The 17,957-nt window shown below is 65.3% G+C and carries 18 protein-coding genes; 14 read left to right on the top strand and 4 right to left on the bottom strand.

Annotated features, from left to right (window positions below):
* Positions 1-53: 53 nt before the first annotated feature.
* Positions 54-1,142 (bottom strand): ABC transporter substrate-binding protein, encoded by a 1,089-nt coding sequence (locus V8U06_RS13145; protein ID WP_427141015.1) that lies wholly within the window; start codon positions 1,140-1,142, stop codon positions 54-56.
* A 304-nt stretch (positions 1,143-1,446) separates the two neighbouring features.
* On the opposite strand from V8U06_RS13145, the gene V8U06_RS13140 reads away from it, so the two are divergent.
* The 6 genes from V8U06_RS13140 to cueR all read left to right on the top strand — a co-directional run bounded on the left by V8U06_RS13140 (position 1,447) and on the right by cueR (position 7,575).
* Positions 1,447-2,460, top strand: coding sequence for a LysR substrate-binding domain-containing protein (locus tag V8U06_RS13140; RefSeq protein ID WP_427141014.1), 1,014 nt, complete (start codon positions 1,447-1,449; stop codon positions 2,458-2,460).
* Positions 2,461-2,476: 16 nt separating this feature from the next.
* Entirely contained in the window at positions 2,477-3,649 is a 1,173-nt protein-coding gene (locus V8U06_RS13135) for an aminotransferase (RefSeq protein WP_427141013.1), read from the top strand.
* A 221-nt stretch (positions 3,650-3,870) separates the two neighbouring features.
* Positions 3,871-4,338: a MarR family winged helix-turn-helix transcriptional regulator gene (locus V8U06_RS13130; RefSeq protein WP_427141012.1), complete on the top strand. Its 468-nt coding sequence runs from the start codon at positions 3,871-3,873 to the stop codon at positions 4,336-4,338.
* A gap of 70 nt (positions 4,339-4,408) precedes the next feature.
* Positions 4,409-4,621, top strand: coding sequence for a heavy-metal-associated domain-containing protein (locus V8U06_RS13125; protein ID WP_427141011.1), 213 nt, complete (start codon positions 4,409-4,411; stop codon positions 4,619-4,621).
* A 72-nt stretch (positions 4,622-4,693) separates the two neighbouring features.
* Entirely contained in the window at positions 4,694-7,168 is a 2,475-nt protein-coding gene (locus V8U06_RS13120) for a heavy metal translocating P-type ATPase (RefSeq protein ID WP_427141010.1), read from the top strand.
* Complete coding sequence (gene cueR, locus V8U06_RS13115; RefSeq protein ID WP_226922603.1) at positions 7,165-7,575, top strand: Cu(I)-responsive transcriptional regulator; 411 nt, start codon at positions 7,165-7,167, stop codon at positions 7,573-7,575. The genes V8U06_RS13120 and cueR overlap by 4 nt, the downstream gene beginning before the upstream one ends.
* Before the next feature lies 1 nt (position 7,576).
* Here the strand turns inward: cueR and V8U06_RS13110 are convergent, their stop codons facing one another.
* Both V8U06_RS13110 and V8U06_RS13105 read right to left on the bottom strand, forming a co-directional pair.
* The gene (locus tag V8U06_RS13110; protein ID WP_427141009.1) at positions 7,577-7,969 is read right to left on the bottom strand and encodes a YybH family protein; all 393 of its coding nucleotides are present in this window, start codon (positions 7,967-7,969) and stop codon (positions 7,577-7,579) included.
* An 8-nt stretch (positions 7,970-7,977) separates the two neighbouring features.
* On the bottom strand, positions 7,978-8,604 hold the full coding sequence (locus V8U06_RS13105; protein WP_427141008.1) for a TetR/AcrR family transcriptional regulator: 627 nt from the start codon (positions 8,602-8,604) through the stop codon (positions 7,978-7,980).
* A 130-nt stretch (positions 8,605-8,734) separates the two neighbouring features.
* Here V8U06_RS13105 and V8U06_RS13100 point away from each other — a divergent pair, with 130 nt between their 5' ends.
* The 8 genes from V8U06_RS13100 (at position 8,735) to V8U06_RS13065 (ending at position 16,910) form a co-directional block, all read left to right on the top strand.
* The gene (locus V8U06_RS13100; protein ID WP_427141007.1) at positions 8,735-9,811 is read left to right on the top strand and encodes a polyamine ABC transporter substrate-binding protein; all 1,077 of its coding nucleotides are present in this window, start codon (positions 8,735-8,737) and stop codon (positions 9,809-9,811) included.
* 187 nt (positions 9,812-9,998) lie between these two features.
* Positions 9,999-10,862, top strand: coding sequence for an ABC transporter permease (locus tag V8U06_RS13095; protein WP_427141006.1), 864 nt, complete (start codon positions 9,999-10,001; stop codon positions 10,860-10,862).
* Positions 10,863-10,864: 2 nt separating this feature from the next.
* Positions 10,865-11,653, top strand: coding sequence for an ABC transporter permease (locus V8U06_RS13090; protein ID WP_427141005.1), 789 nt, complete (start codon positions 10,865-10,867; stop codon positions 11,651-11,653).
* Entirely contained in the window at positions 11,650-12,735 is a 1,086-nt protein-coding gene (locus tag V8U06_RS13085) for an ABC transporter ATP-binding protein (protein WP_427141004.1), read from the top strand. Before V8U06_RS13090 ends, V8U06_RS13085 begins: the two co-directional genes overlap by 4 nt.
* Positions 12,736-12,740: 5 nt before the next feature.
* Positions 12,741-13,469 (top strand): MBL fold metallo-hydrolase, encoded by a 729-nt coding sequence (locus tag V8U06_RS13080; RefSeq protein ID WP_427141003.1) that lies wholly within the window; start codon positions 12,741-12,743, stop codon positions 13,467-13,469.
* A 12-nt stretch (positions 13,470-13,481) separates the two neighbouring features.
* Positions 13,482-14,915: an aldehyde dehydrogenase family protein gene (locus tag V8U06_RS13075; protein ID WP_427141002.1), complete on the top strand. Its 1,434-nt coding sequence runs from the start codon at positions 13,482-13,484 to the stop codon at positions 14,913-14,915.
* Between the two features lie 136 nt (positions 14,916-15,051).
* Positions 15,052-15,927 carry a DMT family transporter gene (locus tag V8U06_RS13070; protein ID WP_427141001.1) on the top strand — a complete coding sequence of 292 codons (876 nt, stop codon included), beginning with the start codon at positions 15,052-15,054 and terminating at the stop codon, positions 15,925-15,927.
* Positions 15,928-16,010: 83 nt separating this feature from the next.
* Positions 16,011-16,910, top strand: coding sequence for a DMT family transporter (locus V8U06_RS13065; protein ID WP_427141000.1), 900 nt, complete (start codon positions 16,011-16,013; stop codon positions 16,908-16,910).
* A gap of 125 nt (positions 16,911-17,035) precedes the next feature.
* Here the strand turns inward: V8U06_RS13065 and V8U06_RS13060 are convergent, their stop codons facing one another.
* The gene (locus V8U06_RS13060; RefSeq protein WP_427140999.1) at positions 17,036-17,851 is read right to left on the bottom strand and encodes a MerR family transcriptional regulator; all 816 of its coding nucleotides are present in this window, start codon (positions 17,849-17,851) and stop codon (positions 17,036-17,038) included.
* Between the last annotated feature and the right edge of the window lie 106 nt (positions 17,852-17,957).

Here is a 17,957-nt window from a genome sequence, read left to right as displayed (position 1 = left end):
AGGCCGGCCGGCTAGAAGAGCCGGCCGGTATTGTCGTCAGGAAAGGGCAGGTATCAGCCTGCGATCATTTCCGTCCACTTCTGGTTCAGCCAGTCGGCCTTGGACGTCAGAAGGTCGTAGCGCGGGATGATCGGCTCGATATCCGAGGACACGGCGGCGAACTCTTCGGCCGTCAGGTCGAGCAGGTCGCGCTTGACGGTCGGCGCGGTGCCGACCTTGCGCGACAGCAGCGCCTGGATCTGCGGCTGGCACATGTAGTTGATGAAGGTATGGGCTTCCTCGACCTTCTGCGAAGCGCGCGACAGCGCCCAGCAGCCGGAGTCCATGATGCCGCCTTCCTTCGGGAAGGTGGAGCGAACCGGCTGGCCGTCCTTGGCGGCAAGGCCCGTCACGTCGTGATAGTACTGGCCCATCGGGATTTCGCCCGACTTCAGCGACTGCTCGAACTGGGCTTCGTCGCGATACCACAGGCGCACGTTGGGCTTCACTTCGGCGAGCTTTTCAAACGCCTTGACGAGGCCTTCCTCGGTGTCGAGCGCATTGGTGCCGCCGAAATGGGTCTTGGCCGTCACTTCCAGCAGGAAGGAGTTGGAGACCAGCGCCAGAAGGCCGAGCTTGTCGGCGTTTGCCGGATCCCACAGGGCGGCCCAGGAGGTCGGAGCTTCCTTGTAGACGTCGGTGTTGGTGACGAGCGTGATGTACCAGGCAACGGCGCCGATGCCGGCGACGCGGCCGTCCGGATACTTGTTGATGAAGTGCTCGATGAGGTTCGAGGCATTCGGGATCTTCGCCGTGTCGAGCGGCGCCCAGAGTTCGGCCGGCTGGCCCTTCAGCATGGCCGTCTGCGACATCATGGAGACGTCGGCCGGTGCCTGGCCGGCCTTGGCGGCCTGCTCGAGCTGCACGAGCCAGGCTTCACCGGTCGGCTCGGCGACCGATTCGATGGCGATGCCCGTCGCCTTGGTGAAATCCGCAAAAATGTTCTTGTCGAAGGAATCCTTGAAATAACCGCCGTAGACGCCGACCTTCAGCGACTTGTCCTGCGCGCGCAGAACCGCCGGCATGGCGAGCAGCGAAGCGCCGGCAACGCCCGCGCCCAGCACGGCGCGGCGGCTGACATTGGTCTTGAGGATATCACGCATGATCGTCTCTCTCCTGTTAGGCCGGCCGGTCGATCCGGCCGGGTCGTTCCCGTTGTTTCTATTCTATGCCACGCGGTCCGCGCCACGGAAGGCCTGAAAACGCCGGTCTGGAAAATGGAGTAAACCGCATGAGGGCCGGGGCGCACGTGACGCGCGGCACCGTTCCAGCGATATGAAATCTCCCGATCCGTTCCCCGGGGCTTAGGCCCTCGTTTTTTACAGTATCGTAATAAAACGCTTGGAAAAGCAACTGACATTGTTATAGCGTTCTGCGTGAGAAAAACTCACAATAACGGTTGGATCGATGGCCTCGCGGCTTCCCCCGCTCAATCCCCTGCGCGCCTTCGAGGCCACTGTCCGCCGGGGCTCCGTTTCCGCGGCCGCGCGGGAACTGAGCGTGACACATGGCGCCGTCAGCCACCAGATCCGTGCGCTGGAAGAAGCGCTCGGCACGGCGCTCTTCGAACGCGGCGGCAAGCGGCTGAAGCTGACCCCGCAGGGTGCGCTGCTCCTGCCCGCCGTCACCAATGCCTTCGGCGAGATCGCGGCGGCGACGGCCCTGATGCGGGAACAGGAAACCCGCGGCGAGATCACCATCACCTGCGTGCCCGCCCTGCTTTCGCTGTGGCTGATCCCGCGCCTTGCCACCTTCACCGATCATTATCCCGGTGTGCGGGTCTCGCTCATCGCCTCCAACGACCCCGATCACCTGCGGTCGCTCGATACGGACATCTGCCTTCTCTACGGCGACGGCAACTGGCCGGATTGCTGGACCCGGCTCTGGTCGCGCCTGCAGCTTTTTCCTGTCGCCAGCCCCATGCTGCTCAACAGCCGGCCGCTGCGCTCCGTGCGCGATCTGGCTGACCATACGCTGTTTCACGGCGACGACGGGCAGGAATGGAACACCTGGCTTTCCGCGGCCGACGCGCTTGGCATGGCGGGCAGCCGCCAGCATTTCATGAGCGACGCCCGTCTTTCCACCGAGGCGGCGCTGCATGGCCAGGGCATCGCGCTCGGCGACACGATCACCGCCAGCAACCTGATCGCGCGCGGTGAACTCGTCGTGCCCTTCGACCTGACCGTGCCGGCCAACCACGCCTTCTATGTCGCCTGCCGGCAGTCGACGCGACAGGCGCCCATCGTCAAGGTCTTCATCGACTGGCTCTTCGCCGCGCTCGAAGAAACCCATGCCGAGCCGCAGGCCTCCGCCCGCACGCTGCTGCGCGCCCGCGGCCGCGCCGCGGAAGCCCATCGCCCTCTTTCGGCGCCCGCGCCGCGCCGTATCGCCTCCCCTTCCCCGCGCAAGACCCGCGCCTGATCCAATGGAAATGACCATGCCCCGCTTCAATCCGCTCGTTGAAACCCTTGCCCCGCCGCCGATCCCGTCCGTCTTCGCCTGGGGCGATGCCTATGACGGCCGCAGCGGGCCGATGATCGACCTGTCGCAGGCCGTGCCCGGTTATCCGCCGCATCCGGAGATGCTGCGTCTTCTGGGCGAGTACGCCGCCTCGCGCGCCTATACCGGTTACGGTCCCATCGAGGGGGAGGATTGCCTGCGCACGGCCTATGCCGAGCATATGACCGGGACCTATGGCACCCCGCTTTCGGCCGGCAACGTGCATGTCACGGCCGGCTGCAACCAGGCCTTCATCTGCGCCGCCATGGCGGTCGCCGGTGCTGGCGATGCCGTCCTGATGACCGACCCCTACTACTTCAATCAGGAAACCACGCTTGCGATGCTCGGCATCAAGACGCGCTTCGTCGCTTGCGAACCGGCGAACGGGTTCCTGCCGGAAGCCGATGCGCTTGCGGCCGCGATCACGCCGGATGTGCGCGCCGTCGCCCTCGTTTCCCCGAACAATCCCACGGGCGCCGTCTATCCGCCGGACCTGCTGGCCGCCCTCTACGACGTCTGCAAGGCGCGCGGCGTCTGGCTGATCCTCGACGAGACCTACCGGGACTTCCTGCCGGCCGGCACGCGCCGGCCGCACGACCTCTTCGCCCGTCCGGGCTGGGAGGAGACGCTGATCAGCCTCTACAGCTTCTCGAAGTCCTTCTGCATTCCCGGCCATCGCCTCGGTGCGATCACCGCGGGAGCGGATGTGGTCGAGCAGGTGGCGAAGATCATGGACAACCTGCAGATCTGCCCGCCGCGTTCGGCCCAGGCGGCCGTCGCGACCGCCCTTCCGCTGCTCGCGGACTGGCGTGAGGAGAACCGCCGCGAGATCGCCCGGCGCGTGGAAGCCCTGCGTGCGACCATGGCTGGCGTACCGGCCTGGCGTGTCGGCGCGGTCGGCGCCTACTTCGCCTTCATCGGTCATCCCTTCGGCGAAGCGTCGTCCGCGCATGTTGCGGAAAAGCTCGCCAAGGAGGCCGGCATCCTCTGCCTTCCCGGCAGCTATTTCGGGGCCGGACAGGAAGGCTATCTGCGCTTTGCCTTCGCCAACGCGGATGTCGAAACCATCGGCGGGCTGCGGGAGCGCCTTGAGCGATTCGCACTCGACTGAGCCGGGTTCACCATTTTTGATTGAATGAAGCGCACCTGAAATAAACTCAGGGCGTCGAAGGCCTTTGGGCGTTCGGCAAAATCATTCCTCATCCATGGATTGCGTGTAGAAAATTGCTGCAATCGCGCATTCCGCGTCTTGCGCACGGGGAATGCGCCCCTATGGTCGCTATCGGTCCCTGGGCCGGAAATTGTCCGGCTTGGGGCAAGGGCGGTCAAGTCATGGAAAAGATAAGCGAAACTTACGATCCCGCTCTCATGGAGGCTCTCGATGCCTCCGGCGTGGCGCAGAGCGTGACGCATCAGTTGCGGCGCACGCACAACCAGTTCGTCAATCGCTTCCTTCACTATTTTTCCGAGGTGAACCTGCGCCCGGTGGAGTTCGGGGTGCTGGCGCTGATCGCGGAAAACCCGGGGCGAAAGCAATCGGAGATTGCGGCTGCGCTCGGCATCCAGCGGGCGAATTTCGTGGTGCTGATGAACGAGTTGGAAAGCCGCCACCTGACGGAGCGGCGCAGCGTGCCGCATGACCGGCGCTCCTATGCCCTCTATCTCACGCCGGCGGGCGAAAGCCTCCTCTGTGAGGCCCGCCGCGCGGAGGCGGATTTCGAGGCGGATTGCCTGGAGCGGCTGGGCGGCACACGCTCCCGCGACCAGTTCCTGCTGCTTTTGCGCCGCCTCTTCGGGTGAGGCCCGTTTCGGGCCTTGACCTTCCCTTGGGGGAAGGCTTCAGCATGTGCGAAACATCGGGAGATACCTCATGAGCAACGACAAGATCCTCGCCTTCACCGTTTCCGACATGACCTGCGGCCATTGCGCCAAGACGATTACGGGTGCGGTGCTCGACGCCTATCCGGCCGCGAAAGTCGAGGTCGACCTTGCCACAAAGCGCGTCTCCATCGAGAACGCCGGCGATCGCGCCGCAGTCGCTTCCGTCATCGAGGCCGAGGGCTACTTCCCCGTCGATGCCTGAGCGCAAAAGCCGCTTGACCTTGACATGATGGGAAGGTGCACGATCTATCCAACTTAGGATGAAGGGTGCACCATGCTCACCGCGAACGATCAGCAGACCATCAAGCTTTCCATTTCCGACATGACCTGCGCGTCCTGCGTGCGCCGGGTGGAAAAGGCTATCGGCAAGGTGCCGGGCGTCACCGGCGCTGCCGTCAATCTCGCGACGGAAAAGGCCGATGTGACCTTTGCCGGCGCGCCAGATGTGCCGGCCGTCCTGGAAGCCGTGCGCAAGGCTGGCTACGGCATTGCGGAAGAGGTGCTGGAGTTTCCCGTCGAGGGCATGACCTGCGCGTCCTGCATCGCGCGTGTCGAGAAGGCGTTGAAGACGGTGCCCGGCGTGCTCGATGCCACCGCCAATCTGGCCCAGGAGCGCGCGCGTGTGCGCTTCCTGAAAGGGGCGGCCTCTTTCGAGGATTTCGCTGCCGCGGTCGAGCGCCGCGGCTACAAGGCCGTTCGCGAGGCCGTGGCGGCGCCGGAGGAAGACCGGCGCGCGGCCGAGGCGAAGACGCTTCAGCGCGACCTCGTCATTGCCGCCGCGCTGACGGCGCCGCTCTTCGTCATGGAAATGGGCGCGCATGCCTTCCCCTCCTTCGGCCACTCCATCCATGAAACCCTCGGCATGCAGACGAGCCGCGTCATCCAGTTCGTGCTGGCGACGCTGGTGCTTGCGGGGCCGGGGCTGCGCTTCTTCCGCAAGGGTATTCCCGCCCTCCTGCGCCTCGCGCCGGACATGAACTCGCTCGTCGTCATCGGCACGCTCGCGGCCTGGAGTTTTTCCACGGTGGCGACCTTTGCGCCCGGCCTGCTGCCGGGCGGCACGGCCAATGTCTATTTCGAGGCGGCCGCTGTCATCGTGACGCTCATTCTTGCCGGCCGCTATCTGGAGGCCCGCGCCAAGGGGCGCACCGGTGAGGCGATCCGCCATCTCGCCGGTCTTCGTGCCAAATCCGCCCGCGTGCTGCGCGATGGCAAGGCGGAAGACGTGCCGCTGGAGAGCGTCGTGCCCGGCGACATGGTGCTCGTGCGGCCCGGCGAGAAGGTGCCGGTCGACGGCGAGGTGACGGACGGTAGTTCCTATATTGACGAATCCATGATCACGGGCGAGCCGATGCCCGTCGCGCGCACGACCGGCGACATGGTGACGGGCGGTACGGTGAACACGACCGGCTCCCTCACCTTCCGCGCCACCCGTGTCGGGGCCGACACGGTGCTCTCGCAGATCATCCGCATGGTCGAGGATGCCCAGGCCGCGAAGTTGCCGATCCAGGCGCTGGTCGACCGCGTCACGCAATGGTTCGTGCCGGCCGTCATTGCCGTCGCGCTTGTCACCTTCGGTCTTTGGCTGGCGCTGGGGCCGAGCCCGGTTCTTGCCCATGCACTGGTCAATGCCGTCGCCGTGCTCATCATCGCCTGCCCCTGCGCCATGGGGCTTGCGACGCCGACCTCCATCATCACCGGGACCGGCCGGGCGGCGGAGCTTGGCGTGCTCTTCCGCCAGGGAACGGCCCTCCAGACGCTGGAAGGCACGGATATCGTCGCCGTCGACAAGACCGGCACGCTGACCCTTGGCCATCCGACCCTGACCGAGATCGTCCCGGCCGAGGGTTTTGCCCGGGACGAGGTACTTTCGCTCGTTGCCGCCGCGGAGATGCATTCCGAACATCCGATCGCCACCGCCATCCACGAGGCGGCGGTGGCGGAGGGCCTCGACCTGTCCGCTGCGACCGGCTTCGTCACCACGTCGGGTCAAGGCATTTCCGCCGAGGTTGTCGGCCGCAAGGTCGAAGCCGGCTCGGTCGGCTTCATGCGGGCGCGCGGTCTCGACGTCGCGCCTTTTGCGAGCCATGCCGAACGGCTGGCCGCCGAAGGCGCCTCGCCGCTCTATGCCGCGATCGATGGCCGGCTGGCGGCGCTCTTTGCCGTCACCGATCCGGTCAAGCCGACGACGCGGGACGCGGTGGCCGCTCTGAAGGCGCTCGGCATCGAAGTGGCGATGATCACCGGAGACAATCGCCGCACCGCCGAGGCGGTGGCGGCAACGCTCGGCATCGACAGGGTGATGGCGGAGGTTTTGCCGGACGGCAAGGTTGCCGCCGTGCGGGCGCTTTCCGCCGACGGCGCGAAGAAGGTCGCCTTCGTCGGCGACGGTATCAACGACGCCCCGGCGCTCGCCGCCGCCGATACCGGTATCGCCATCGGTACGGGTACGGACGTTGCCATCGAAAGCGCGGATGTGGTGCTGATGGCGGGTGACATGCGGGGTGTCGCCACCGGTATCGCCCTGTCGCGGGCGACCATGCGCAACATCCGCCAGAATCTCTTCTGGGCCTTCGGCTACAATGTCGCGCTCATTCCGCTGGCTGCTGGGCTCTTCTATCCGGCCTTCGGCATTCAGCTCTCGCCGGCGCTCGCAGCGGGCGCCATGGCGCTTTCCAGCGTCTTCGTCGTCTCGAATGCGTTGCGGCTGAAGCGTTTCCGTCCTGCCTTCAGGGGAGAAAAGCCATGAATATCGGCGAAGCGGCGGAGGCCACGGGCGTCACCGCAAAGATGATCCGTCACTACGAGCAGATCGGCCTCATCCGGGCCGCCGGCCGCACCGGATCCGGCTACCGTGTCTACGGCCCCAAGGATCTCTCGACGCTGTCCTTCATCCGCCGCTCGCGCGATCTCGGCTTCTCCATCGCCCAGATTCGCGACCTCCTCGCCCTCTGGCAGGACCGCGCCCGCGCTTCCGCCGACGTCAAGCGCATCGCCGGCGAGCACATCGACGAGATGCGGGAAAAGATGCGGCTGCTGCAGGAAATGGTCCACACGCTGGAACATCTCTCCTCCCATTGCCACGGCGACGACCGTCCGGATTGTCCGATCCTCGAGCAGCTGGCGAGCGGAGATACGGAAGGGCAATGCTGCTAGTTCAGCCGGCGGCAGAGAGGTGTTCGTGTACGGCGAGCCAGCGGCCGGCGGGGTCGCGGGAAAAGACGATGGTTTCGCGCTCGTTGTTCGTCACGTTCTCGCCGCCCGCGGAAAGCTCCGTTTCGACGGCGTGCGTGAAGATGGCGACATTACCGAGAAGCTGGACGCGGCGGTCGGAGGAGCGGCAGGCGCGGACGCGGAAGCCGTCGCGCGCTTCCCAGAGCGCCCATTCCGCCTCATAGGCGGCGCGGCCGTCGAGGGGGCGGTCGAGATTGTAGAAAAGGAAGGTCGCCTCGGGTGCGAAGGCTGCGAAATAGGCTTCGCGGTCGTGCCGGGCAAAGGCGGCGACCAGGGCATCGGCTGCGGCGAGGACGGTGGATTCGACTTCGGTCATGCGGGTTCTCAGACGATCTTGATGCTGCTGATCAGCGCGGCGATGGGCTCGTGCTGGGCGTTGACGCGGGTCTTCAGGTCTTCGAGCGGCATGGCGTCCACCTTGCAGAACTCGGTGAACATCATGTTGAGATTGTTGAAGAAGACCTCGCCGATGGCCTTGGTGTCGACGCCGGCATGGACGACGCCCCGCGCCTTCAGCGTCTCGACAAGCTGGACGACCTGGGCGGAAAGCTGGCCGTCGAGCTCGCTGTAGCGGCGCGCGAGGGGCGTTTCCGGTTGCTGGATGGAGATCGCCATCGCCGTGCGCCACATCTCCTTGGAAAGATAGACGAGCGAGTGGTCGTAATACTGGTCGATCAGCAGCCGCAGGGCCTCGGCGACGTTGAGCGGCGGATCGGCGACGATGCGGGCGCCGCCCTCCAGCACTTCCGTGACTTCCATCGCGACGGTGGCGACAAGGATGTCGCCCTTGTTCTGATAGTAGTTGTAGAGCGTGCCGACGGAGACCTCGGCCATCTCGGCAATGTCCTCGATGCGGGCGCTGTCATAACCCTGGGCGCGGAACAGCGTGGTCGCCGCCTCAAGGATGCGGCGGGTCCTGTCCGCCTTCTGTTTTGCGCGCAATCCAGCCATCGGAACCTCTGTTGGAATCTCCTCAAAAATGAGATTGACTTAAAAAATGAACTCGTTCAATCTTTTTCTCAAGGCGCCGCCATGAGCGTCATTCGCAAGGCCCACAAGCCTTCAGCCAGAGGGAAAGACGATGAAGAACACCGTTTCCGGCGGGCTCTCCCGCCGCATGCTGCTTGCCACAGTTGCCATTGCCACGCTCGCCCCTGCCGGTGCGATGGCGCAGGATGAGCTGAATGCGCTCGTCTGGTGCGACCATACCGACCCGGCGCTGGTCGAGCCCTTCGAGAAGGCCAACAACGTCAAGGTCAACCTCAAGGAATATGAAGGCACGGGCGCCGCGATCTCGATCATCGAGCAGTCCCGCCCCGGCGACTGGGACGTGCTGGTCATCGATGCCGTCGACGTGCCGCGCGCCATCGACATGGAAATCCTCGGCGAAATGCCGGCCGACAAGCTGCCGCTGAACGATCTCTTCCCGGAAGTGCGCATGGACGCGACGACCACGAAGGACGGCAAGGTCTACGCCGTCACCGAAAAGTTCGGCTACAACACGATCTCCTACGACAAGACCAAGGTCGATCCGGCCGATATGGAAGACCTCTCGGTCATGTGGTCGGACAAGTACAAGGGGCGCATCGCGCTCTATGACTACTACCTGCCCATGGTCGGCCTGACCGGCGTCGGCATCGGCAAGAAGACGGCCGATCTCAAGCAGGAGGACCTGCCGGCGATCAAGGAAAAGCTCTTCGAGATGAAGAAGGTCTCCCGCCAGGTGAGCGACGTCGTCGCCTCGCAGACGGCGCTGGCGACCGGCGAAGTGGATATCGTGGTGGGTGGCGGCGAGTGGCTGACGGCAGGCCTTTCCGCCGAAAAGCCCAATCTCGACTGGACGATCCCCAAGCAGGGCGCGCTACGCTGGGCGCAGTCCATCGGCGTCTTCAAGGACAGCGAGAAGCAGGACCTCGCGCTGAAGTTCGTGCAGTATATCGTCAGCCCCGAAGGGCAGGCGCGGCTTGCCACCTCCTCCTGCTACTGGGCGATGCCAGCGAATGCCAAGGCCGGCGAGCACCTGACGGACCCGCAGAAGGCGGCGCTGCGCTGGGACAGGCAGCCGGAATACCTGAAGAACTCGCAGCTCTATCCGGTCGCCGACGCCGACATGGATGCGGCGATGCAGGACGTCTGGACGGAAATGCTGCAGCAGTAAGGTTGGCAGGAGGTGCGGATCCTCGGGCCTTGCCCGAGGACGACGGCGGGGAGGACGAGGATTTTCGCCCCGCCGCGCCGCGCGACAGGCCGCCTTTCGCTTTCGCCGCGACACCTTTCTCCTTTCGTCCACCTCGGGCTTGAGCCGAGGATCAACGTTCCCGGCACCACCAACGAGGCCCAAGACGATGACCGCCACAGCCCTCGAACGCGCGGAGCGCCGCAAGGCCTGGGCCTTTGCCCTGCCGGCGCTGCTCTGGACGGGGTTCTTCTTCCTCGTGCCCTTCGCCTATATGGCGGCGATCAGCTTCTGGACGCGGCAGGGGCGCGAGATCGTCGCGACCTGGACGCTCGACAACTATATCGCCTTCTTCGGGAAGGCGCATTTCTTCAAGGGTCTCGTCGTCTCGCTGGAGATCACGGCGGTCGTCACGGTCGTCTCCATCCTGCTCGCCTATCCGCTCGCCTGGATCATCGCGGAGCGGGTGCCGAAGAAATGGCAGCGCTTCGCCCTGATCATGGCGATCCTGCCCTTCTGGACCTCCTATGTGGTGCGCTCCTATTCCTGGCTGCTGGTGCTGTCCAAGGGCGGCGTCGTCAACCAGGCGCTGCTCTGGCTCGGCATCATCGCCGAGCCGCTGGAACTCTCGGCCAACCGCACCGGCACGGTCATCGGCTTCGTGCATTTCTTCGTCATGCTGCTGACGCTGACGATCTACGCCAATCTCATCCAGCTCTCGCCGAACTATCGCCGCGCCGCCGCCGATCTCGGCGCGAACGCCTTCCAGACCTTCTGGCATGTCGTGCTGCCGCTGACGCTGCTGGGCATCATGGTCGGCGCCTTCCTGACCTTCGTGCTGTGCATCGGGGACTACATCACGCCGCAGATCCTCGGCGGCAACAACGAACTGGTGCTGCCGCAGGTCATCATGCTGCAGCTCGGCCGGCGGGCGGATTTCCCGATGGCGGCCGCGCTCTCGCTGGTGCTGATGGCCGTCGTGACGCTTGCCTATATCGCCTGCGCGCGCTGGCTGAAGATGGAGAGGACCTGACCATGCGCCAGCTTTCCACCGCGCTGGCCGCGCTCTATGCCGGCCTCCTCTATCTCTTCATCTTCCTGCCGGTCGTCGTGCTGGTGCTGTTCTCCTTCCAGGACGGCACCCTGCCGGTGCCGCCGCTGAACGGGCTGACGCTGCGCTGGTACGAGGCGGTGTTCTCCGACGGCAAGCTGATGGCCGCGCTCGGCAATTCGCTCGTGGTGGCGATGCTCTCCTCGGCGGTCGCGTGCCTTCTCGGCTTCCTCGCGGCCTACGCCTTGGCCCGCTATACATTGCCGGCCTCGGGCCTGCTGCGCGGTCTCATCGTCGCGCCGATGACGGTCAGCACGCTGATCATCGGTCTCGGCCTGCTTTCGATGCTCAACGTCACGGGCATGCGGCTGTCGCTGGTGACGGTCGGTATCGGCCATGTGGTGATCAACCTGCCGCTCTGCTTTGCCATCATCTACGCCTCGATGGGCGGGCATCAGGTGAATATCGAGCGGGCGGCGCGCGACCTCGGGGCGAAGGACTGGCAGGTGATGCTGCTCGTCACCGCGCCCATGCTGCTGCCGTCGATCCTCGCCGCCTTCTTCCTGTCCGTCACCTTCAGCTGGGACGAGTTCATCGTCGCCTTCCTGCTGTCGCGCTTCGACGTCACGCTGCCGGTCGAGATCTGGAGCATGTTGCGCTCCGGCCTCGATCCCCGGACCAACGCCATCGGCAGCGTCGTCTTCCTCGTCTCGGTGGCGTTCCTGATCGTTCTCGAACTCGCCGTCTTCCGCAAAACCGGGAAATCCTCATGACCGCCGATGTCTCCATTCGCAATGCCACGAAGGTCTTTGGCGCGTTCCGGGCGCTGGACGACGTCTCGCTCGACATCGCCGCCGGCGAGTTCATCGTGCTGCTCGGCCCGTCCGGCTGCGGCAAGACGACCTTGCTGTCCATTCTCGGCGGCTTCATCGAGCCGACCTCGGGCACCATCGCCATCGGGGGACGCGACATGACGCATGTCTCGCCGGCCAGACGCCCGACCACCACCATGTTCCAGGACTACGCGCTCTTCCCGCATATGTGCCTGCGCGACAATGTCGGTTTCGGTCTTCGGATGCGCGGCATGGCCAAAGCCGAACGCTTCGAGAAGGCGCTTTCCTATCTCGATCTCGTCGGCCTGAAGGCGTCGTCCGCCAAGAAGCCGCATGAACTCTCGGGCGGCCAGCGCCAGCGCGTGGCGCTCGCCCGGGCGCTTGCCGTCGATCCCGACGTGCTGCTGCTCGACGAGCCGCTCGGTGCGCTGGACCTCAAGCTGCGCCGTCAGATGCAGGACGAGCTGAAGGCGATCCAGAAGCGTGTCGGCACGACCTTCGTGCATGTCACCCACGACCAGGAAGAGGCGATGGCGATCGCCGACCGCATCGTCGTGATGAACAAGGGCCGTATCGAGGACGTCGGCACGCCGGCCTCGATCTACATGCGCCCGCGCTCGCTGTTTTCCGCCGGCTTCATGGGCGAGGCCAATTTCCTGCCGGCCAAGGTGCGCGGCGCGGCCGCCGAGACGGCCGAGGTGGAAACCGCGCTCGGCCGGGCGATCCTGCCCGCCTCCGCCTTCGTTGCCGGTGTGCCGGCGGCCGGCGGCGACGTCACGCTCTGCATCCGTCCGGAGCATTTCCGTTCCGCCACGGACGATGCGTCGACCGTCTCGCTCGGCCGCGGCCGCATCACCGGCAGCGCCTTTTTCGGCACGCACCACCGCTGCCATGTGGCCGCGGGCGGCTTGGCGCTGACCGCCCATCTTCCCCAGACGGATAGTCCGGAAGCCGGCAGCGAGCTTGACCTTCGGCTGAAGGCGGATAGCATCGTCGTGCTTCAGGACGGAGCGGGAGTGTAAGGTCCATGCGGCGCATCCGCCCGGAAGATTGGTACAGCGTGCGTCGCCTCGACGACGATGTGACCGCCATTTCCGAACCCTACATTCAGGAATTCTATCGCTGCAACATCTGGCATGTGCGCGGGCGCGACCGCGACATGCTGGTCGATAGCGGCATGGGCGTCGTTTCGCTGCGGGAATGGGTGCCGCTCGTCACCGAGCGGGACCTGATCGCCGTCGCCAGCCACACCCATTTCGACCATATCGGCTGCCACCACGAGTTCGAATGCCGCGCCGTGCATGCGGCCGAAGCCGACCTGCTTGCCAGTCCGACGCGCGAAAACACGCTCGCCGACCCCTACGTCACCGACGAGATCTTCGACGCCCTGCCGCCGGAGCCCTATTGTTCGAAATGCTACGCGGTGAAGAGGGCGCCGGCGACGCGCATCCTCGAAGACGGCGACGTGATCGATCTCGGCGACAGGCGCTTCGAGGTCATCCACACGCCGGGCCACTCCCCAGGGGGTATTGCGCTCTATGAAAAGGCGTCGGAAATTCTGTTCTCAGGCGACATCCTCTACGATGGCCCGCTGATCGAGGACACCTATCATTCCGACGGGAAGGACTACATCGCCTCGATGGAACGGCTCATGGACCTGCCGGTGCGGCTGGTCCATGGCGGCCATTTTCCAAGTTTCGGCGGGGACCGCTACCGCCAGCTCATCCGGAGCTGGCTCGATGAAAAACTGAAGTGACGGGAGACGAACATGCTCGACAAGCGCAAATTCTACATCGACGGCCAGTGGGTGGACCCGCTGAAGCCCAATGACCTTGCGGTCATCAATCCGGCGACGGAAAAGCCGATCGCCGTCATCACCATGGGCACCGCCGCCGATATCGACCGCGCGGTCGCCGCCGCGAAGAAGGCCTTTGCGACCTACAGCCAGACCAGCGTCGAGGAGCGTCTCGCGCTGCTCGAAAAGCTGATGGAAATCTACAAGCGCCGCTATGAGGAGATGGCCCGCACCATCACGCTGGAACTCGGCGCGCCGATCACCATGAGCACCGAGCAGCAGGCAGACGTCGGCGTCGGCCACCTGCAGGGCTTCATCGATGCGCTGAAGCGCCTCAAGAGCCGCGACGTGCTGCCGAACGGCGACGTCGTGCGCCGCGAGCCGATCGGCGTCTGCGGTCTCATCACGCCCTGGAACTGGCCGATCAACCAGATCGCGCTGAAGGTCGTGCCGGCGCTGGCGACGGGTTCGACCTGCGTGCTGAAGCCGTCCGAGTTCACGCCCCTCAATGCCATGCTCTACGCCGAGATGGTGCACGAGGCCGGCTTCCCGGCGGGCACCTTCAACCTCGTCAACGGCGACGGCATCGAGTGCGGCGCAACGCTCTCCAAGCACAAGGACGTCGACATGATGTCCTTCACCGGCTCGACCCGCGCCGGCATCGCCGTCAGCAAGGATGCGGCCGAGACGGTCAAGCGCGTGACGCTGGAACTCGGCGGCAAGTCGCCGAACCTCGTCTTCGCCGATGCCGACCTCGAAGACCGCGTCGCCGGCACGATCCGCGAATGCTTCAACAATTCCGGCCAGTCCTGCGACGCGCCGACCCGCATGCTCGTCGAGCGCGCGGCCTATGACAAGGTGGTCGAGATCGCCGAGCGCGTCGGCAAGGAAGCGACAGTCGGCAATCCGGAAGAAGAAGGCACGCATATCGGCCCGCTCGTCTCGCACATCCAGTTCGGCCGCGTGCAGGCGCTGATCGAGGCTGGCGTTGCCGAAGGCGCGCGCCTGCTCGTCGGCGGCCCCGGCAAGCCGGACGGTTTCGAGACCGGCTATTTCGTCAAGCCGACGATCTTCGCCGACGTCAACAACGACATGCGCATCGCCCGTGAAGAGGTGTTCGGCCCGGTTCTCGCGATCATTCCCTTCGACACCGAAGAAGAAGCCATCGCGATCGCCAACGACACGGCCTACGGCCTTGCCGCCTATCTCCAGACCGGCAATCCGGAACGCGCCGAGCGTGTCGCCGCGCGCCTTCGCGCCGGCATGGTGCATATCAACGGCGGCCCGCACCGCTACGGCAGCCCCTTCGGCGGCTACAAGCAGTCGGGCAACGGCCGCGAAGGCGGCATGTTCGGCCTCGAGGACTTCCTCGAAGTGAAGACCATCCACCGGCCCGACGCGGCTTGAGGTTTTGAAGACGGCGCCTTCGGGCGCCGTCTTTGCATCGGCCGCAAGTTTTCCGCTAATTTAGTGGCGCCCGTCTGGTTCAAGCCCGTGCGGTCTGATAGCCCCGCTGGCAATCTCGCCATCCGGACGTTCGACCGTGTCACCTGCCGCCTCCCGCCATAGCCGCCTTGCCCTGTTCGCCCTTCTGATCGGAGGCGCCGCCATCGGCGGATCGCCGATCTTCGTGCGTCTTTCGGAAGTCGGGCCGATGGCGACGGCCTTCTGGCGCGTTTCGCTGGCGCTCATCCCCTTCTTCCTGATCTCGCGTGTGACGAAGCAGGGTGACGAAACGCCGTCCGGCCTGCGCGACTACATCTTCCTGCTGCTGCCCGGCGCATTCCTCGCCGTCGATCTTGCCGCCTGGCACCTCTCGCTGCACATGACCTCCGTCGCCAATGCAACGTTGCTCGCCAATCTGGCGCCCGTCTTCGTGACGCTCGGCTCCTGGCTTATCTTCCGCACTCGCATCACGCCGGTCTTCCTGACCGGGCTCGCACTGGCGCTCGCCGGCGTCATCGTGCTGAAGGGCGGACCTGCGGCCATCGGCGGCGGGCAGCTTGCCGGCGACCTGACGGCCATCGTCGCGGCGATCTTCTATGCTTGCTACATGCTGACGCTCGGTCATGTACGGTCGCGTTTCTCGACCCTGCGCATCATGGTCTGGACCACTTTTTCCGCCGCCGTCTGCATGCTGCCCCTCGCCTTCTTCTTCGAGGCGGGCATGGTGCCGGTCACGCTGTTCGGCTGGGCGATGGTGCTCGGCCTTGCCTTCATCAGCCATGTCGGCGGGCAAGGCCTCGTCACCTATGCGCTGGCCTATCTGCCGACCGCCTTCTCATCGCTGACGCTACTGCTCCAGCCGGTGGTCGCCGCCATCCTCGCCTGGATATTGCTGGCCGAGCCGGTGGGGCTGATGCAGGCCGTCGGCGGGGTCATCGTGCTCTTCGGCATCCTCATCGCCCGTCGCGGCTGAATGCAAGCATCAAAATTGCTGACTGGATCGGCCTTGCGGAATGTGTCACAGCGCTGGCATCCCGAGATGCCCGAGTTTTCGCCATGACCGATACCACCCTTTCCTCGTCTGATGCCGGCTCCGCCCGCCTCGGCGTCCTGTTGATGCTGCTCGGCATGGTGATGTTCTCGCTGAACGACGTGCTCGGCAAATGGCTGATGGCGACCTATTCGGTCGGACAGCTCATGCTGATCCGCAGCATTGCCGCGCTGGTGGTGCTCGCGCCCTTCTTCTGGCGCGTGGGCTGGCGGCGGCTGATCGAGGTCGAACGGCCGAAACTGCATCTCCTGCGCTCCGCCCTCTTCGCCTTCGAAGCCTCCGGCTTCTACTTCGCCGTCGCCTACATGCCGCTCGCCGACGCCATGACCTATTGGCTCGCCGCGCCCATCTATGTCGCAGCCCTCTCGCCGCTGATGCTGGGCGAAAAGGTCGGCTGGCGCCGCTGGACGGCCATCGTCGTCGGTTTCGTCGGCGTTCTCATCGCGCTGGAACCGTCGAAGGACAGTTTCACCCTTCCCGCCCTCATCGCACTGGCCGGCAGCCTTGCCTTCGGCATTGCCATGGTGCTCGGCCGGTCGTTGCGCGCCACGCCCGACACGACGCTGGTCTTCTGGCAGATTGCCGGCGCGGCGGTGTTTTCCGGCATCTGGTGTCTTGCCGATCCCGCCGGCTGGGCGCCGGTCAGCTCCGTCGACTTCGGCCTTCTGAGCCTTCTCGGCATCGTGGCGATGAGCGCGCACATGCTGGTCAACCGCTCGCTGAAGCTGGCGGATGCGGCGACCGTCGTGCCGCTACAATATACGCTGCTGCTGTGGGCGCTGGTCTTCGGCTGGATCTTCTTTGCCGATGCGCCGCGCCCGGCCATGCTGGTCGGTGCCGGCTTCATCGTTGCCTCTGGCCTCTTCATCTTCTTCCGCGAGCAGCAGTTGAAGCGACGCGGCTAGAGTTTGTCAGGGAAAAGTGGGAACCGGTTTTCCCGAAAAGACAAACGGAAACAAAAGAATTTAGAGCATGTCTGGTTCGATCTGAACCTGACATGCTCTAGGTCTTCGCCGATCGCTGGAATTGCTCAGAACGTCGGCGGCGTGTTGATCCAGATCAGCACCGTCTCGCCGTCATGCCGGTTGCGCCAGGCGTGGCGGCGGCAGCTCTCGAAATAGAGGCTGTCGCCCGGGCCGAGGTCGTGGAACTCATGGCCGTCGAGCACCAGTTCGATCCTGCCAGAGAGAACATGCACGAACTCCTCGCCCTCATGCTTGTAGGCGCCATCCGAGGAGGCGCCGGGGGCGAGCACGAAGCGATGGCAATCCATCATGTTGCGCCCGTCCGCCAGCACCTGCACGGTGACGCCGGGTGAAGTTTCCGGCCAGAGCTTCCACTCGCCGGCGCGCACGACGGAGCGGTCGCCGCTCTCTTCCTCGCCGGAAAGCTTCGAGACGGTCGTTTCGTAGTAGGCGGCAAGGTCGTGCAGCACACGGAAGGTCACCCCCTGCGAGGTGCGCTCGAAGGTGGAGAGAACGGATGTCGCGATGCCGATATCGCCGGCGACCTGCTCCAGCGTCTTGCCGGCGGCGTGCCGGAGGCTGCGCAGCTTGCGGCCGACACCTTGCGGCGCATCGCCTTCGGCATGCGGCGGGTCGGCCGCGGGCTCTTCCGCCTCCAGCGCTTCGCGGATGGCGGCGGGGTTGAGCCCGCGCTCCGTTCGATACCAGGCGATGCGCTTCAGTCGGGCGACGTCCTCGGCGCTGTACTGGCGATGCCCCGTTTCCGAGCGCCCCGGCACCACAAGCCCCTGCGCTTCCCAAAGCCGGAGCGTGGACGCCGAAACGCCGGCAAGCCGTGCAGCCTCCGCGACCTTGTAGTGCACCGGTTCCGCAGAACCCATCACGCCATTCCCCGATTCTGCCCTGTCCCTCACCCCTCCCATGTACATGCAAACGGGCCCGTCCGTCGAGAAAAAGGCCATGCATGCAGCGGGCGCAGGCAAATGC

The sequence above is a fragment of the Shinella sp. G-2 genome (genome assembly GCF_050172695.1).
In the GTDB taxonomy this organism is placed as follows: Bacteria; Pseudomonadota; Alphaproteobacteria; order Rhizobiales; family Rhizobiaceae; genus Shinella.
The sequence above is the reverse complement of the archived record's forward strand: the minus strand, read 5'-3'. Positions and strand labels throughout refer to the sequence as shown.

Bases quoted from the DNA above. Each gene is read 5' to 3' on its own strand.
- V8U06_RS13145 (WP_427141015.1), bottom strand. From the start codon at position 1,142: ATGCGTGATATCCTCAAGACCAATGTCAGCCGCCGCGCCGTGCTGGGC.
- V8U06_RS13140 (WP_427141014.1), top strand. From the start codon at position 1,447: ATGGCCTCGCGGCTTCCCCCGCTCAATCCCCTGCGCGCCTTCGAGGCC.
- V8U06_RS13135 (WP_427141013.1), top strand. From the start codon at position 2,477: ATGCCCCGCTTCAATCCGCTCGTTGAAACCCTTGCCCCGCCGCCGATC.
- V8U06_RS13130 (WP_427141012.1), top strand. From the start codon at position 3,871: ATGGAAAAGATAAGCGAAACTTACGATCCCGCTCTCATGGAGGCTCTC.
- V8U06_RS13125 (WP_427141011.1), top strand. From the start codon at position 4,409: ATGAGCAACGACAAGATCCTCGCCTTCACCGTTTCCGACATGACCTGC.
- V8U06_RS13120 (WP_427141010.1), top strand. From the start codon at position 4,694: ATGCTCACCGCGAACGATCAGCAGACCATCAAGCTTTCCATTTCCGAC.
- cueR (WP_226922603.1), top strand. From the start codon at position 7,165: ATGAATATCGGCGAAGCGGCGGAGGCCACGGGCGTCACCGCAAAGATG.
- V8U06_RS13110 (WP_427141009.1), bottom strand. From the start codon at position 7,969: ATGACCGAAGTCGAATCCACCGTCCTCGCCGCAGCCGATGCCCTGGTC.
- V8U06_RS13105 (WP_427141008.1), bottom strand. From the start codon at position 8,604: ATGGCTGGATTGCGCGCAAAACAGAAGGCGGACAGGACCCGCCGCATC.
- V8U06_RS13100 (WP_427141007.1), top strand. From the start codon at position 8,735: ATGAAGAACACCGTTTCCGGCGGGCTCTCCCGCCGCATGCTGCTTGCC.
- V8U06_RS13095 (WP_427141006.1), top strand. From the start codon at position 9,999: ATGACCGCCACAGCCCTCGAACGCGCGGAGCGCCGCAAGGCCTGGGCC.
- V8U06_RS13090 (WP_427141005.1), top strand. From the start codon at position 10,865: ATGCGCCAGCTTTCCACCGCGCTGGCCGCGCTCTATGCCGGCCTCCTC.
- V8U06_RS13085 (WP_427141004.1), top strand. From the start codon at position 11,650: ATGACCGCCGATGTCTCCATTCGCAATGCCACGAAGGTCTTTGGCGCG.
- V8U06_RS13080 (WP_427141003.1), top strand. From the start codon at position 12,741: ATGCGGCGCATCCGCCCGGAAGATTGGTACAGCGTGCGTCGCCTCGAC.
- V8U06_RS13075 (WP_427141002.1), top strand. From the start codon at position 13,482: ATGCTCGACAAGCGCAAATTCTACATCGACGGCCAGTGGGTGGACCCG.
- V8U06_RS13065 (WP_427141000.1), top strand. From the start codon at position 16,011: ATGACCGATACCACCCTTTCCTCGTCTGATGCCGGCTCCGCCCGCCTC.
- V8U06_RS13060 (WP_427140999.1), bottom strand. From the start codon at position 17,851: ATGGGTTCTGCGGAACCGGTGCACTACAAGGTCGCGGAGGCTGCACGG.